The following is a 15,522-nucleotide window of genomic DNA, read 5'->3' on the forward strand; positions in this document are numbered from 1 at the left end:
GACATGGAGCCATCGCCATGGATGTCCTGACCCAGAACTTCTCGCTCTACGGCAAGGGATTCCTCGGTACCGTCGAGCTCACCGTCTACGCCTCGGCGCTGGCCCTCGTCCTGGGCTTCGTCATGGCCTCCTTCCGGGTCGCGCCCGTGGGCTCCTTCCGGGTCTTCGGCACCGTCTGGGTCACCATCCTGCGCAACACCCCGCTGACCCTGCTGTTCTTCGCGGTCATGCTCGGCCTGCCCCGGTTCGGACTCGTGCTGCCCTTCGAGGTGTTCGCCGTCCTCGCGCTCGGCTGCTACACCTCGGCCTTCATCTGCGAGGTCCTGCGCTCCGGCATCAACACCGTGCCGCTCGGCCAGGGCGAGGCGGCGCGCAGCCTCGGCATGAACTTCACCCAGACCCTCGGCACCGTCGTCCTGCCCCAGGCCTTCCGCACGGTCATCCCGCCGATCGGCTCCACCCTGATCGCCCTCGCCAAGAACTCGGCCATCGCGGGGGCGTTCAGCGTCACCGAACTCCTCGGCACCTACAAGACCCTGAGCGAACTCGGCTACAACATCGTCTGGACCTTCGTCTGGATCGCCGTCGGATACCTGATCATCACCCTCACCATCAGCGCCCTCTTCCACGTGATGGAGAAGCGCTGGGGAGTCGCCCGATGACCCAGTCCACCGCCCTCTACGACATCCCGGGCCCGCACGCCCGGCGGCGCCACCTGCTCTACGGCCTCGCGTCCACCGTGGTGATCCTCGCGCTGGCCGGCTGGATCCTCTATCTCCTCTTCGACAACGAGCAGTTCACCTCCACCAAGTGGTCCCCCTTCCTCTACAAGGGGATCCAGGAACTGCTGCTGCGCGGCCTCGCCAACACCCTCAAGGCCTTCGCCTACGCCTCGGTGCTCTCCCTCGCCCTCGGCGCGGTCCTCGCCACCGGGCGCCTCTCCGAACACCGGGCGCTGCGCTGGGTGTCGACCGTGCTCGTCGAGTTCTTCCGCGCCATGCCCGTCCTCGTGATGATCTTCTTCATCTTCGTGGCGCTCAAGGTGCAGCCGCTGCCCGCGCTCGTCGCCGGACTGGCCCTCTACAACGGCTCCGTGCTCGCGGAGGTCTTCCGCACCGGTATCCACGCCGTCGCACGCGGCCAGGGCGAGGCCGCGTACGCGCTCGGCATGCGCAAGACGCAGGTCATGACCTACGTCCTGGTGCCGCAGGCCGTCCGCGCGATGCTGCCCGCCATCATCAGCCAGCTGGTGGTGGCCCTCAAGGACACCTCGCTCGGCTACCTCATCACCTACGAGGAGTTCCTGCACGCGGGCAAGCTGATCGCCTCCAACCTGGACTACGACCTGCCCTTCATCCCGGTCGTGATGGTGATCTCGCCGATCTACATCGGGATGTGCATGCTGCTCTCCTGGTTCGCCACCTGGGTGGCCAGGAGAGAGCGCCACAGTCCGAAGACGAAGGCCGTCGAGGTCGCTCCGGCCGAACCGGGGACGCTGCTGCCGGGACCGCAGTAGCGAGCGAGAGCCGCACCCGCCCGGCAGCAGCCGGTGATCACTCCTTCCGCAGCGGTACCGACACGTACGACGGGTCGGCCGAGGGGGAGGAGAAGGTCAGCTGCGCGCCGGTCGGGTTGTGCTCGATGTAGAGCGGGTCGACGGTGTCGACGACCAGCGCGAGCCGGTGCCCGGCCGGTACGTCGTACGCCGTGGAGAACAGCTCCAGGTCGACGCCGAACGGCTCGCCCGGGGTCCGGTCGTGGAAGGTGTACGGGGCGTTGCTGACCAGCTTGCCGACGCCGAGCGGGCCCACGTCGTAGAGGTACGCGACGAGGGTGCCGCTCTCCTCGGTGGAGGTGACGGTGGTGTGCACGGTCACCGTGCCGCGCACCCGCTGCGGGGTGTCGTACCGCTCGGACTGCCAGACGCCGGCGAACGCGCGGGGGAGCAGGGGGACGGAGACGACGGGTGGGGTGCGGAGGAACTGGTCCAGGGCGTTGGTGAGCAGGGTGATGCCGCCGTTGGCGCCGGAGTCGACGTTCGCCCGCACCCGCTGCGTACCGCCGAGGCCGAACTTCCGCCGGTCGGCGTTGACGGACTTCCAGTCCGGGTAGCCCTCGTAGGCGCCGGTGGACCGGGACTTGAGCTGGACGGGCTGCTCGCGGTCGATGCCGTTGTCGGCGCCCTTGAGGTAGCGGTCGAACCAGCGGTGGGCGCTGGTCCAGGTGTCGTTGGGCAGCCCGAACAGGCCGGTGGCCTCGGCGGTGGCGTGGTCGCCGGGGCGGAACTCCAGCCGCTTGGGGCCGGTGAGCTTCTCGTAGAAGCTCGCGTACTGGTTGGGCGGGAAGATGGTGTCGCCCCAGGCGTTGCCGAGCATGATCGCGGCGCCGTTGGCGTTGATCCGGTTCAGATAGGTGGTGGCGGACCGCTCGCGGCCCCAGGCGATCATCTCGTCCTCCTTGTCGAGGTTCGACGAGAGGAAGTCGCCCAGGATCTGCTGGAGTTCGGGGCCTGGGCGTCCGGTGATGTACCCGAGTCCACCGAGCAGTCCGGTGGCCTGGAGGTGCTGGGTGCGGCCGCTGTAGATGGAGTCGATGAGGTCGGCCCAGCCGCTGAGGGCGGCGACGGCCTTGATCCGGGAGTCGTGGGCGGCAGCGAGGAGGCTGATCCCGGCGCCGTACGAGACACCCGCCATGCCGATGTGGGCGGGGTCGGCGGGGGTGTTCGCGAGGGCCCAGTCGATCACCTCGGAGGCGTCGGCGATGTCCTTGGGGCCGGCCGTCTCGATCTCGCCGCCGGACTGCCAGAAGCCGCGTGAGTTGTAACTCACCACGACGTAGCCGGAGTCGGCGAGCTGCTTGGCCTGGGCCAGGTACTCGATCTGGGGCATGGCCCAGCTGGTGGGGAGCACGATGAGCGGGTGCGGGCCGGCTCCGGAGGGGGTGATGACGTTCGCCTTGAGGACGGTGCCGCCGTCTCCGGGGATGTCGACGAAGCGGATGCCGTCGGCCGTGTTCGTGCCGGCCTGGGCGGCGGGGGCGAGCCCGAGGGCCGCCCCGGCCACGAGAGCGGCCGAGGCGGCGAGGGCCAGGGATGTGCGCACGGGTCACTCCTCACTGGGGGCACTGCCGGTGGGGGGGATGGAGCGGTGGTGGGGGCAGTGAAAGTGACCCGACGGTAACCGGGGCGCTCTACCCGCGGTAACCGGTCGGTAAGTTACGCGCGGGTAACGATTGGTGCGTCCCCCTGGAGGGCGTCGGCCTCCGCGAAGTCGGCGTGCGCCTCCTCGTACCGCTCGGCGGCGACGAGGAACATCGCACGGTCGGTCAGGGCGCGGGCGGCGGCGGTACGGTCGCCGGGAAGGCGCCGGGCCAGCGCGACGCCCTCGTCGAGGACCTGGCGCAGCGCCTCCGTGCTCCGGAGGCCGGTCGTCTCCCAGTGGAGCGCGCGGCGGAGGGCGAGGCGACGGTGGGCGACGATCAGCCCGGCCAGGTCGCCGGACTCGCCCAGGGTGACGGTCTCCTCCTCAAGGGCGGCGGCGGAGGCGAAGAACGCCTCCAGCGTGTCGGGGGACCACCCGTGGCGGAGACGGCTCCCGAACGGCGGCTGCGGGGTCTCGGGAGTGGCCGCCGGTTCGGCGCCTCGGCCCGAGAGGGCGAACAAGGTGGACCAGGTGCCCCGGATGTCGTTCCAGCTCACGGGCTCGCCCTCCCGCGCGAGGCGGGCGAGCAGGGCCAGCGTCTCGCGCCGCGCTTCGGCCTCCTCGGCCGGGCGTCCGGCGGCCCGGAGCATCCGGGCGAACTCGTTCAGCTTCCACACCAGCGAGGCCAGCGGCGCGCGGTCCGCCGCCGCCCCTCGCCGGGCATCCTCGACCAGGCGCTCGAACGCCCGCAGGGCCTCCTCATGCCGTCCGGCCGCGTCGAGCTCGGCCGCCCACTCGATCCGGGCCCACTCGGTCCCGGCCGTGCCGCCGGACCGGAGATGCCGGCCGTACAGATCGGCCGCCTCCGCATGACGCCCCTCCTCGGCCAGGACGACCGCGAGACGCCCGTACGGCTCGGTCTCCGCCAGCTCCTCGCACACCGCGCGCCCCTCGGCCCGCCGGCCGGCGGCGAACAGCGCGTGCTCGTAGCGGCCCAGGGCGTGCCTCAACAGCTCCTCCCCGTCCGGCACCTCAGCGCCGAGCCGCCGCGACACGTCCACCGATTCCGCGTACAGCGACAGCCGCTGCTCCGGATCCCCCAGCTCACGGGCCCACTCGCCCAGCGCTTGCGTCAGCTTCGGCAGATAGGCGCGCGGGCTCACCTCCGCGAGCACCCGGTACGCCCCGACCCGCTCCCGAAGTGCCGGCCACTCCGAGGCGAGCAGCAGGACCCGCGCCCGCAGCACCGCGTCCCGGCTGAACTTCCCTGCGTTCCCCATGTGCCCCCTGTTCTCCGTGTGATGCACGAGGGAGATTCTGGGAGTCGGGGGACAGCCCGGACAAGGCTCTCGAACTGTGCGTTCCGTCCTACGAAATACGGCTCTGACCTGTCATGATGGTGACGTCTTCACCCCGAGGGGAGAGCCGGTGGGGAACACGGTCGACGCACCCGACGTCTTCGATCCGCGGATCTACGCCGCAGGCATCCCGCACGACCGCTTCCGCGCGCTCCGCGACCGCGCCCCCGTCGCCCGCCAGGACGAGCCCGAGATCCTCGGCTGGCCCGCCGGTCCCGGGTTCTGGGCCGTCACCCGGCACGCCGACGTCGTCCGGGTGCTCAAGGACTCGGGGACGTACTCCTCGTGCCTCGGCGCCACCCAGATCCGCGACCCCGACCCCGCCGACCTGCCCTTCATCCGGCGCATGATGCTCAATCAGGACCCACCGGAACACGGCTCGTTGAGGCGGCTCGTCAGCCGCGCCTTCACCCCCGGGCGGATCGAGCGCTTCGGCGCGACCGCGCGGGAGCGGGCCCGGCAGCTGCTCGCTGCGGCGGTCGACGCCGGGGGAGAGGTGGACCTCGTCCGGGCCGTCACCGACGACTACGCCCTGCTCAACCTGACCGATCTGCTCGGCGTCCCCGCGAGCGACCGGGAGCTGCTCCACACCTGGACCGAGCGCGTCATCGCGTACCAGGACCCCGACGAGCCGCCGGTCCTCGACGCCGAGGGGAGACCGGTCAACCCCCGCTCACCCGCCATGCTGGCCGAGATGTTCGACTACGCCCAGCAGCTCGCCGCCCACAAGCGCGCCCACCCCGCCGACGACATCATGAGCGTCCTCGCCGCCTCCGAACTCGCCGACGCCGAACTGGAGATGTTCTTCTTCCTGCTCACCGTCGCCGGGAACGACACCGTCCGCAGCGCCGCCCCCGGCGGACTCCTCGCCCTCGCCGAACACTCCGACGAACAGCACCGGCTGTGGAACGGCGAGGTCTCCATGGACACGGCCGTGGACGAACTCCTTCGGGTCCACCCGCCCGTGCTCTCCTTCCGTCGCACCGCCGCCCACGACACGGAACTCGCCGGACAGCCGATCCGGCGCGGCGACAAGGTCGTCGTCTTCCACGCCTCCGCCAACCACGACGAGCGCGTCTTCCCCGACCCGCACCGCCTCGACCTCGGCCGCGACCCGAACCCGCACGTCTCCTTCGGCGACGGCCCGCACGTCTGCCTCGGCGCCCACTTCGCCCGGCTTCAGCTCCGGGTGCTCCACGAAGAGGTGCGCCGGGCCTGCGGCGGCCTGGAACCCGCCGGACCTCCCCGGCGCCTCGTCTCCAATTTCATCAACGGAATCAAGTCGCTGCCGGTTCGGCTGCGGGAGCCGTCAGCGCCTCGCGGGTGACATCGGCCACCAGCTCCACCACATCGGGGCCGTACGCCTGCGAGTTGACCACCTTCAGGAGGAGCACGAAGGAGCCGGAGCGGTGCCGCCGCGCCAACTCCTCGTGGTGCCGGGCCAGATAGCGGGTCGCGGCCTGGTTGGTGATGGCCCGCTGCCCGCAGAAGAGGAAGACCGGCCGCCCGCCCTCGCCCGCCGTGAGCCGGGCGAGGATCACGTACTCGGAGACGCCCACCTCCGACAGGTAGCGCTCCGAGCCGATCCGGAACATGCCGCGGACCGGGCTCGGCTCCACCTCGACGTTCACCGTCACCCCGGGCAGCAGTGTGGCCAGATGGGCGTCCATCCGCCGGTTCGAGTAGGGGCCGCCCACGCAGAACTCGGTGCGGTCCCCGAAACCCTGGTGCGCCTGGTCGTGGGAGAGGATCCGGGCCTGCGCGCCGCAGTCCTTGATGAGCGCCGAGAGTTCGAGCAGCGCGAAGACGTCGAAGCGGTGCACCGAGCGCTCACCACCCGACTCCCTGTTCACCACGAGCAGGCACTCGGAACTCCCGGGCAGCCCGAAGAACGCCTGCTTGCGGCGGAGCCCGCGCCGCCAGAGGTACGTGCGGCCCAGCCAGCCGAAGGACGCGCTGACGCCCGTCGCCAGCACCCCGAGCACGATGTTGCGCACGTCTTCGTTCATGGGCGCGCATGGTAGCGGGACACCGGCCTCTTGTTCGAGGCGGTCCTGACGGGAGGGGCCGAAGGAAGTTACGCTGCGCGGACGGTCATTGACTGGAGGTAGGGAATGCGTCGCTCCGCCGCTGGCAAGGTCTCTGTTCTCGCCGTCGCGGCGACGGTGCTCTCGATGGGTGCCGCCGCCCCGCCCACGGCCCCGCCGACCGCCGCGCCGCCACCGGTCAAGGCACCGGTCGCCGTCGGGTACGGCGGCGCCGTCGCCAGTGTCGACTCCGACGCCTCCGCCGCCGGCGTCGAGGTGCTCCGCAAGGGCGGCAACGCCGTGGACGCCGCCGTCGCCGTCGCGGCGGCCCTCGGCGTCACCGAGCCCTACTCGGCGGGCATCGGAGGTGGCGGCTACTTCGTGTACTACGACGCGAAGAGCCGCACCGTGCGGACCATCGACGGACGCGAGACCGCGCCCCGCTCCGCCGGCGCCGGCCTGTTCCAGGAGAATGGCGCGCCGATCCCCTTCGAGGAGGGCATGACGAGCGGCCTCGGCGTCGGCACCCCCGGCACCCCGGCGACCTGGCAGACCGCACTCGACGCCTGGGGCAGCAAGCGGCTCGGCGCGCTGCTCGAACCCGCCGAGCGGCTGGCCCGCGAGGGCTTCACCGTCGACGACACCTTCCGCGCGCAGACCGCCGGCAACGAAGCGCGCTTCCGTGACTTCCCCGCCACCTCCGAGCTGTTTTTGCCGGGCGGCCAACTGCCCGTCGTCGGCTCCGTGTTCAAGAACCCCGACCTGGCCCGTACGTACGAGAAGCTCGGCCGGGAAGGCGTCGGCGCGCTCTACCGGGGGCCGCTCGCCCGGGACATCGTCGACACCGTCCGCACGCCCCCGGTCCGTGAGGGCGCCACCCGGAAGGTCCGCCCCGGCGACCTGACGGAGCGTGACCTCGCCGCGTACCGGCCCGAGTTCCGCAAGCCCACGAAGGTCTCGTACCGCGGACTCGACGTCTACGGGATGGCCCCCTCCTCCTCCGGCGGCACCAGCGTCGGCGAGGCGCTCAACATCCTGGAGGGCACCGACCTCGCCGCCGCCTCACCGGCCGGCTATCTGCACCGGTACATCGAGGCCAGCCGGATCGCCTTCGCCGACCGGGGCCGCTGGGTCGGCGACCCGGCCTTCGAGCAGGTGCCCACGCGCGGTCTGCTCTCCCAGCGGTACGCCGACTCCCGGGCCTGCCTGATCCGGGACGACGCCGCCCTGACCAGCCCCCTCGCGCCCGGCGACCCGAGCAGCCCGGTGCCGTGCGCGAGCGGCGGGACGGCGGCCCCGACCACGTACGAGGGGGAGAACACCACTCACCTCACGGTGGCCGACAAGTGGGGCAACATCGTCGCCTACACCCTGACCATCGAGTCCACCGGCGGCAGCGGGATCACCGTGCCCGGCTGGGGCTTCCTGCTCAACAACGAGCTGACCGACTTCTCCTTCGCCCCGGCGAACCCGGCGGTCCACGACCCGAACCTGCCCGGCCCCGGCAAGCGGCCGCGCTCCTCGATCTCCCCGACGATCGTCCTCGACGGGCACGGCAGGCCCGTCCTCGCGCTCGGCTCGCCGGGCGGCGCCACCATCATCACGACGGTCCTCCAGACGCTCACCGGGGTCGTCGACCGGGGTCTGCCGCTCGTCGACGCCATCGCCGCCCCGCGCGCCAGCCAGCGCAACCAGGCGACCACCGAACTCGAACCGGCCCTGTGGAACAGCCCGGTCAGGGCCGAACTGGAGGCGATCGGGCACGGCTTCCGGCAGAACCCGGAGATCGGCGCGGCGACGGGCGTGCAGCGGCTGCCGGACGGCCGCTGGGTGGCCGCCGCGGAGACGGTCCGCAGGGGAGGCGGCTCGGCCATGGTCGTACGGCCGGCGCGGTGAGGAGGCGCGGGCAGGGTTCCTGACCGACCGCGGCGGGGTGAGGACGGGCGGACCCTCGACCGCCGCAGCGCGGCCGGGGCGCGCCCGTCGGCGTCCCGACCGGCTGCGTCGGCGTCCGGCCGGCTACAGCGCCGTGAGGATGCGCGGGCCGTCGTCCGTGATCGCCACCGTGTGCTCCGCGTGCGACGCGCGCGAGCCGTCGAGGGTGCGGATCGTCCAGCCGTCGCCCGCCGTGTAGTGGTCGTCCGTGCCGCCGCCGATGAGCATCGGCTCGATCGCGAGGACCATTCCGTGGCGCAGCTTCATGCCCCGGCCCGGCCGTCCCTCGTTGGGGACGCCCGGGTCCTCGTGCATCGTGCGGCCGATCCCGTGGCCGCCGAAGCCGTCCGGGACGCCGTACCCGGCGGCGCGGCAGACGCGGCCGACCGCGTGCGCGATGTCCCCGACGCGGTTGCCGACGACGGCCGCCGCGATGCCCGCCTCAAGGGCCTCCTCCGCAGCGGCGATCAGCCGGGTGTCCTCGGGCCGGGCCGGACCCACCGTGAAGCTGACGGCCGAGTCGCCCGCCCAGCCGCCCAGTAGTGCCCCGCAGTCCGCGGAGACCAGGTCGCCCGGGGCCAGCACGGTCCCGTCCGGGATGCCGTGCACGATCGCGTCGTTCACGGAGACGCACACGACCGCCGGGAACGGTACGGGCGCCCACTCCGGGTGGTAGTCGAGGAAGGGCGAGCCGGCGCCCGCCTCGGCCAGTACCTGCCGTGCCGCGAGGTCCAGCTCGGTCAGGGCCACCCCGGGCGCGGCCTTCTCCCGTACGGCCGCGAGGGCACGGGCCACGACCCGTCCCGCCTCGCGCATCGAGGCCAGGTTCTCGTTCGTCTTGATCTCCACCATGCCAATTACTATACCGGTATTAGAATGGCCGCATGGTGCGCACACCCCTGACCCCAGAAGAGCGCGAGCGCGGCGAGCGCCTCGGCCGACTCCTGCGCGAATCGCGCGGCGAGCGGTCCATGGTGGAGATCGCCGCGGCCGCCGGCCTCTCCGCCGAGACCCTCCGCAAGATCGAGACCGGCCGGGCCCCGACCCCGGCGTTCTTCACCGTCGCGGCCCTCGCCGGGGTCCTCGGTCTCTCCATGGACGAGCTGGTCACCCGGTGCGCGTTCGTGCCCGTCTGAGGGGTGGGGCGGCTGGTCGAGGTCCTCGGGGAGTCAGACCGACACCGCCAGCTGTACGCGGCTGTGGCGCGGGCGCTCGATCTCGTCGAGCAGTGCCAGCGCGAGGTCCCCGTGCGCGATCCGGCCGGGGCCCTCGATCACCGTGCCCACGGCTGTCCGGTAGCCCCCGGTGACCTCGGCCTCCGCGTTGAGGTCCTGCCCCGGCACGACCATCAGCCAGTCGAGCTCCGGCCCCGCCTCGGCGGACAGCAGCGCGAACTCGGCGACGTGCCCCTGCGAGAACAACCGCCACTGCTCCGGGAATTCGGGCGCGTCCATGATGCGCACGCCCGGCTCCGTCTCCAGCGTCGTGGCGATCCCCAGGACCAACAGGCGGCGCACGCCCGCCTCCCCGAGGCCCGCCATCAGGGCCTTCGCCGCCGCCGTGAAGTACTCCTCCGAGGAGACGTCCAGCCTCGCCGATGCGTTCACGGCCGCGTCGTGGCCCGCCGCGAGCGCGGCCACCGACGCCGGATCGGTGACGTCACCCCGTACCAGCGTGACCGAACTCCCGGCCAGATCGCCGTACTTCGACGGATCGCGCACCACGGCCGTCACGCGGTGGCCGCGGGCCACCGCCTCCGCGACGGCCGCCCGGCCGACCCGTCCACCCGCTCCGAAGACGATGATGTTCCTGCTGTCGCCGCCGCCGGCGGCGCCGCTGCTCATGTCGTTGGTCATGGCAGGACCGTAGAACCGGACCACCTGGTTACTTCAACGGTACTGGGCTAGCTTCGGACGCATGAGCCAGCAGCTGCCCGCCGACCTCTTCCGCGACCCGGACTGCTCCGACCGTGCCCAGCCGATCCGGGTCGGCGGCAAGTGGACCGCCGTGGTGCTCCGCTGTCTGGAGGACGGGCAGCCGCGCCGCTTCTCCGAGCTGCGCGTCCCGCTGCACTGGATCACCCCCAAGGTGCTCACCGAGACCCTGCGGACCATGGAGCGCGACGGCTTCCTCACCCGCACCGCGTACGAGGAGAACCCGCCGCGCGTCGAGTACGCGCTGACCGCCCTCGGCCACTCGCTGATCGAGCCGCTCGACACCGCCTGCGCGTGGGCCCGCGCCCACGTCCCGGAGATCACCGAGGCCCGGAGCGCGTACGCGAAGAGCGACTGAGCCCGACCGCGTACGCGAAGAGCGACGGCGCTCGGAGCGCGTACGTGAAGAACGACGGCGCCCGGGGCGCGTACCCGAACGGCGATCGAGTCCGGAGTGGGTCACCCGGTGGCCCAGTCCCGGATGCGTGCCCCGGTGGCCTCGGCGAGCGTGGAGCCGTGCACCGTCGACAGAAGCTCCTCCTCGCCGCACTCCTCGGCCCGGCGCTGCCTCTACCGCGAGGAGGCCCGACGGATCGGCGCGGCACTGGCGTTCCACGCCCGCTACCAGCTCGGCGCGACCCTCCGAAGTGGCTGTGCGGCGGCAAGGTCGTGCGGACGATGGGCCCGGACGTCGAGGTCGCCCTCAATCACCTCGGAGGGCGGATGGGTATGAAGCTCCCGCAGACCGAGAAGCTCGCCGCGAGCCGGCGGCCGGGCGGCGCCGACGGCCTGTTCGTCGCCTGGGAGGCCCTCACCCACGCCTCCAGCCCGACCCCGGCATAGGCTCCCCGGCATGATGCCCGAAGAGCTGCGGCGCGGCCGCTACGTCAGCCTGACCACCTACCGAAAGAACGGCACCGGTGTCGCGACACCCGTCTGGTACGCGGTGGAGGGCTCCGAGCTGTACGCCTGGACGCGCAGCGACTCCTGGAAGGTCAAGCGCCTGCGGAACGATCCGAGGGTCGTCGTCGCCGTCTGTGACGTGCGCGGGAACGTCGCGGAGGGCGCCGAGCGCGTCACCGGGACGGGCCGGCTGGTCGAGGGGGACGAACTGCGCCGCATCCGGGGGCTGCTGTCCCGCAAGTACACCTGGCAGTTCTGGCTGACCGACGTGCCGGCGATGATCGTCCGGCTCGGGAAGCGCCCGCACACCGGGATCGTCGTCTCCTTCGGGTGAACGGACCGGCGGGGCACGCGCACGAAAACGGTCCGTAGTCGTCCCGTAACACGCCTGCGGTCCAATACCTGCGGACCGGAAGGCTCCAGTCGACGGCGGGGCAGGTACGTAACACATGACGGTGTCTCAACTCCCAGTGGAAATCGCCGAGTTCAGAGAGTGGCTCATCGGGCTGGTGGAGCGCGTGCCGCCCGGTCGCGGCTGGTACGGAGTCTTCTCCGCGCGCGATCCCGAGGGGATGCGCGCCTGCTTCGACGGGGCGGAACTCCTGCCCTGGGACGTCGTCGGGTCCCTCCTCCAGGACGCCGGCGAGCCCGGCGACGGGTCGTGCGCCGTCCGGGGCGGGGTGCTGTACGCGGCGGCGGCCGGCGCCCATGACCGCGGGCCCGGCGGAGCGGCGGCGCTCGCCGAGCGCCGGGACCTCATGGAACGCGCACGCCGGGACGCCGAGGCCCGCGCCCGCGAGCTGGACGCCCGGCTCCACGCGACCCCCGCTCCGGGCCCGGCGGAGACGGCCCGCCTGGAACACGACCTCGCGTGGACGCGCGACGACCGCGCGAGGGCGGCGGCCAGGGTCGATGAGCTGACCTCGCGGCTGGCCCGGCTCGGTCCGCCGCCGTCGTCGTCCTCGTCCGTGGGGCCGGGGGAGGGGCGCCCGGTGGCGACGGCAGCCACGGCAGCGGTGGCGGCGGCCTCGGCATCGGTCGCGCGGCCCGGCGGGGCGGGCCGCCGCCCCCGGGGCGCCCGGTACGCCTGGCTGGAGGGCGTCGCCGAGGAGCCGGGGCCGGTGGGTGCGACGGCGGCGGGGCCCGTGCCGATGCCTGCACCCATGTCCGCACCCCTCCTCCCGGCCGGAGGGGCGCCCCCGCGTGGGGCCCGGTTCGGCGGAGCCACCGGGCGGGGCGCGGCCCGGCCCCCCGCCGGAACCCGGGCGGCCGTGCCTGCGGCGGATCCGGGGGCGGGCTCGGGGACGGGCCAGGGGGTGTACTCCGGGGCGGGCCCAGGGGTGGACCCCGGGGCGGCTTCCGCGCCCGACCCCGTCCAGGACGCCCGCGCCGCCGCCAACGCCGTCTACGCGCTCCGGCGCCTCCGCGCCCAGGGCCGTACGGGTGAGGCGCACGCCCTGCTCTGCGAGGCGCTCGGCGGGCCGGCCGCCCGGCTCCCCGCCCTCGCCGCGGAACTGCACCGGGCCGGGCTCGGGGCCGACTGGTCCACGCTGCTCTGGGAGGCCGCGTCGCTGCCGCCCGGACGGCTCGCGGCCGTCGCGGGCGCGCTCGCCGACGCCGGCCGGGCCGCGGACTGCGAGCGGCTGCTGCGCCAGGGGGTGGCGCGCCCCGTCGAGGAACTGGCCGGGGCCTGCGCCGCCTTGCGGGCCGAGGACCACCACCGGGAGGCCCGCGCGCTGCTCACCGCGTTCGTGCGGGTACGTGCCCCCGGGGACGCGGCCCGGCTCGCGGGCGCGGACCCGCGCGGGCTGGTGCCGCAGCTGCTCGAAGCGGCCCGCGCGGTGTCCGTGGCCCGGGAGCGCGACCTGCGGCACGCCTTCCGCGTCGCGGGGCTCGCCGGAGCCTGACCCGGCAGGTTCGGGTAGGTGTCCCCATGTGTCGGTACGTGTCCGACGTGGACCACTCGGGTATGAAACATGATCGACCCGGCCGCTACGCGGCGGCGGTCTTGCTCCGGGGTGTGACGGGGCTTACGTTCTCCTCCTACGCACCGCGTCTACGTGCGTAGAGGCTCTCTGACGCCGTGCCGAAGGAGCAGCTCATGACCGACGTCGTACGCGCCGCGCTCGTCCAGGCGACCTGGACGGGCGACACCGAATCCATGATCGCCAAACACGAGGAGCACGCCCGGGAGGCCGCCCGGCAGGGCGCCAAGGTGATCGGCTTCCAGGAGGTGTTCAACGCCCCATACTTCTGCCAGGTCCAGGATCCCGAGCACTACCGCTGGGCCGAGCCCGTCCCCGACGGCCCCACCGTCACCCGGATGCGGGAGCTCGCCCGCGAGACCGGCATGGTGATCGTGGTGCCCGTCTTCGAGGTCGAGAGCGAGGGCTTCTACTACAACACCGCCGCCGTGATCGACGCCGACGGCAGCTACCTCGGCAAGTACCGCAAGCACCACATCCCCCAGGTCGAGGGCTTCTGGGAGAAGTACTACTTCCGCCCGGGGAACGCCGGCTGGCCGGTCTTCGACACCGCCGTCGGCCGGGTCGGCGTCTACATCTGCTACGACCGGCACTTCCCCGAGGGCTGGCGTCAACTCGGCCTGAACGGCGCTCAGTTGGTCTACAACCCCTCGGCCACCCACCGCGGCCTCTCCTCCTACCTCTGGCAGCTGGAACAGCCCGCCGCAGCCGTCGCCAACGAGTACTTCGTCGCCGCCATCAACCGCGTCGGCATCGAGGAGTACGGCGACAACGACTTCTACGGCACCAGCTACTTCGTCGACCCGCGCGGGCAGTTCGTCGGCGAGGTCGCCTCCGACAATACCGAGGAACTCCTCGTCCGCGACCTCGACTTCGGGCTCATCGAGCAGGTGCGCCAGCAGTGGGCCTTCTACCGGGACCGCCGCCCCGACGCGTACGACGGGCTGGTGCAGCCGTGAGCAGCCTCTTCGACCGGCACAAGGCCGTCATCCCCGACTGGGTCGCCCTCTACTACAAGGACCCGATCGAGATCACCCACGGCGAGGGCCGCCACGTCTGGGACTCCGAGGGCCGCAAGTACCTCGACTTCTTCGGCGGCATCCTCACCACGATGACCGCCCACGCCCTGCCCGAGGTCACCAAGGCCGTCGCCGAGCAGGCCGGGCGGATCATCCACTCCTCCACGCTCTACCTCAACCGCCCGATGGTGGAGCTGGCCGAGCGGATCGCCGGACTCTCCGGCATCCCCGACGCCCGCGTCTTCTTCACCACCTCCGGCACCGAGGCCAACGACACGGCGCTCCTCCTCGCCACCGCGTACCGGCGCTCGAACCAGATCCTGGCCATGCGGAACAGCTACCACGGCCGTTCCTTCTCCACCGTCGGCATCACCGGCAACCGCACCTGGTCGCCCACCGGCCTCTCGCCGCTCCAGACCCTGTACGTGCACGGCGGCGTCCGCACCCGCGGCCCGTACGCCCAGTACACCGACGAGCGCTTCACCGAGGCCTGTGTCGCCGACCTCGAAGACCTCATCGGGCACACCCGTGACGTGGCCGCGCTCATCGCCGAACCCGTCCAGGGCGTCGGCGGCTTCACCTCGCCGCCCGACGGTCTCTTCGCCGCCTTCCGCCAGGTCCTCGACCGGCACGGCATCCTGTGGATCTCCGACGAGGTGCAGACCGGCTGGGGCCGTACCGGCGACAACTTCTGGGGCTGGCAGGCGCACGGCCAGGCCGGGCCGCCCGACATCCTCACCTTCGCCAAGGGCATCGGCAACGGCATGTCCGTCGGCGGCGTCGTCGCCCGCGCCGAGATCATGAACTGCCTGGACGCCAGCTCCATCTCCACCTTCGGCGGTTCGCCCGTCACGATGGCCGCCGGGCTCGCCAACCTCGGCTACCTCCTGGAGAACGACCTCCAGGGCAACGCGCGCCGGGTCGGCGGTCTGCTCATCGAGCGGATCAGGGCGGCCTGCGCCGGAGTCGAGGCGGTACGGGAGGTCCGCGGGCGCGGTCTCATGATCGGCATCGAGCTGACCGAACCGGGCACCGACCGGGCGAACCGGGAGGCGGCGGGCGCCGTGGCGGAGGCCGCACGCGAGAACGGCCTGCTCATCGGCAAGGGAGGCGGCCACAGCACCAGCACCCTGCGCATCGCCCCGCCGCTCTCCCTCACCGTCGCCGAGGCGGAGGAGGGCGCCGCCGTCCTCGAACAGGCCCTGGGCGCGCTGTAGTCGC

General features: G+C 72.6%; 15 protein-coding genes. 10 read left to right on the forward strand and 5 right to left on the reverse strand.

What is annotated here, in order from left to right; genetic code table 11:
• Positions 1-17 precede the first annotated feature (17 nt).
• A complete protein-coding gene (locus V4Y03_RS28125; protein WP_317874697.1) occupies positions 18-662 on the forward strand; it encodes an amino acid ABC transporter permease in 645 nt (214 codons plus the stop codon).
• Entirely contained in the window at positions 659-1,516 is an 858-nt protein-coding gene (locus tag V4Y03_RS28130; protein ID WP_317874698.1) for an amino acid ABC transporter permease, read from the forward strand. Before V4Y03_RS28125 ends, V4Y03_RS28130 begins: the two co-directional genes overlap by 4 nt.
• A gap of 37 nt (positions 1,517-1,553) precedes the next feature.
• On the opposite strand, the gene V4Y03_RS28135 is transcribed toward V4Y03_RS28130, so the two are convergent.
• Entirely contained in the window at positions 1,554-3,101 is a 1,548-nt protein-coding gene (locus tag V4Y03_RS28135; RefSeq protein ID WP_332436725.1) for a CocE/NonD family hydrolase, read from the reverse strand.
• Between the two features lie 113 nt (positions 3,102-3,214).
• Positions 3,215-4,420, reverse strand: coding sequence for a hypothetical protein (locus tag V4Y03_RS28140; RefSeq protein WP_332436726.1), 1,206 nt, complete (start codon positions 4,418-4,420; stop codon positions 3,215-3,217).
• A 148-nt stretch (positions 4,421-4,568) separates the two neighbouring features.
• Here V4Y03_RS28140 and V4Y03_RS28145 point away from each other — a divergent pair, with 148 nt between their 5' ends.
• Positions 4,569-5,825, forward strand: coding sequence for a cytochrome P450 (locus tag V4Y03_RS28145; RefSeq protein WP_332436727.1), 1,257 nt, complete (start codon positions 4,569-4,571; stop codon positions 5,823-5,825).
• Here V4Y03_RS28145 and V4Y03_RS28150 read toward each other — a convergent pair.
• Positions 5,776-6,507 (reverse strand): hypothetical protein, encoded by a 732-nt coding sequence (locus tag V4Y03_RS28150; RefSeq protein WP_317874702.1) that lies wholly within the window; start codon positions 6,505-6,507, stop codon positions 5,776-5,778. The two genes, V4Y03_RS28145 and V4Y03_RS28150, sit on opposite strands and share 50 nt — an antisense overlap.
• Positions 6,508-6,612: 105 nt before the next feature.
• Between V4Y03_RS28150 and ggt the strand changes: the two genes are divergently transcribed.
• Positions 6,613-8,421 (forward strand): gamma-glutamyltransferase, encoded by a 1,809-nt coding sequence (gene ggt, locus V4Y03_RS28155; protein WP_332436728.1) that lies wholly within the window; start codon positions 6,613-6,615, stop codon positions 8,419-8,421.
• A 123-nt stretch (positions 8,422-8,544) separates the two neighbouring features.
• Here ggt and map read toward each other — a convergent pair whose 3' ends face one another.
• A complete protein-coding gene (gene map, locus V4Y03_RS28160; protein ID WP_317874704.1) occupies positions 8,545-9,312 on the reverse strand; it encodes a type I methionyl aminopeptidase in 768 nt (255 codons plus the stop codon).
• Positions 9,313-9,344: 32 nt separating this feature from the next.
• Between map and V4Y03_RS28165 the strand changes: the two genes are divergently transcribed.
• Positions 9,345-9,596: a helix-turn-helix domain-containing protein gene (locus V4Y03_RS28165; protein WP_056556051.1), complete on the forward strand. Its 252-nt coding sequence runs from the start codon at positions 9,345-9,347 to the stop codon at positions 9,594-9,596.
• A gap of 33 nt (positions 9,597-9,629) precedes the next feature.
• Here V4Y03_RS28165 and V4Y03_RS28170 read toward each other — a convergent pair whose 3' ends face one another.
• On the reverse strand, positions 9,630-10,316 hold the full coding sequence (locus tag V4Y03_RS28170) for an NAD(P)-dependent oxidoreductase (protein WP_332436729.1): 687 nt from the start codon (positions 10,314-10,316) through the stop codon (positions 9,630-9,632).
• Between the two features lie 61 nt (positions 10,317-10,377).
• Between V4Y03_RS28170 and V4Y03_RS28175 the strand changes: the two genes are divergently transcribed.
• The 5 genes from V4Y03_RS28175 to V4Y03_RS28195 all read left to right on the forward strand — a co-directional run bounded on the left by V4Y03_RS28175 (position 10,378) and on the right by V4Y03_RS28195 (position 15,518).
• On the forward strand, positions 10,378-10,752 hold the full coding sequence (locus tag V4Y03_RS28175) for a winged helix-turn-helix transcriptional regulator (protein ID WP_332436730.1): 375 nt from the start codon (positions 10,378-10,380) through the stop codon (positions 10,750-10,752).
• A 495-nt stretch (positions 10,753-11,247) separates the two neighbouring features.
• A complete protein-coding gene (locus V4Y03_RS28180; protein WP_332436731.1) occupies positions 11,248-11,631 on the forward strand; it encodes a PPOX class F420-dependent oxidoreductase in 384 nt (127 codons plus the stop codon).
• 115 nt (positions 11,632-11,746) lie between these two features.
• Positions 11,747-13,204, forward strand: a complete 1,458-nt coding sequence (locus tag V4Y03_RS28185; RefSeq protein WP_332436732.1) for a UL36 very large tegument protein — start codon at positions 11,747-11,749, stop codon at positions 13,202-13,204.
• Positions 13,205-13,398: 194 nt separating this feature from the next.
• Positions 13,399-14,241: a nitrilase-related carbon-nitrogen hydrolase gene (locus V4Y03_RS28190; RefSeq protein ID WP_332436733.1), complete on the forward strand. Its 843-nt coding sequence runs from the start codon at positions 13,399-13,401 to the stop codon at positions 14,239-14,241.
• Entirely contained in the window at positions 14,238-15,518 is a 1,281-nt protein-coding gene (locus V4Y03_RS28195; RefSeq protein WP_317873399.1) for an aspartate aminotransferase family protein, read from the forward strand. Before V4Y03_RS28190 ends, V4Y03_RS28195 begins: the two co-directional genes overlap by 4 nt.
• Positions 15,519-15,522: the final 4 nt, after the last annotated feature.

The sequence above is a fragment of the Streptomyces sp. P9-A4 genome, assembly GCF_036634195.1.
Classification (GTDB): Bacteria; Actinomycetota; Actinomycetes; order Streptomycetales; family Streptomycetaceae; genus Streptomyces.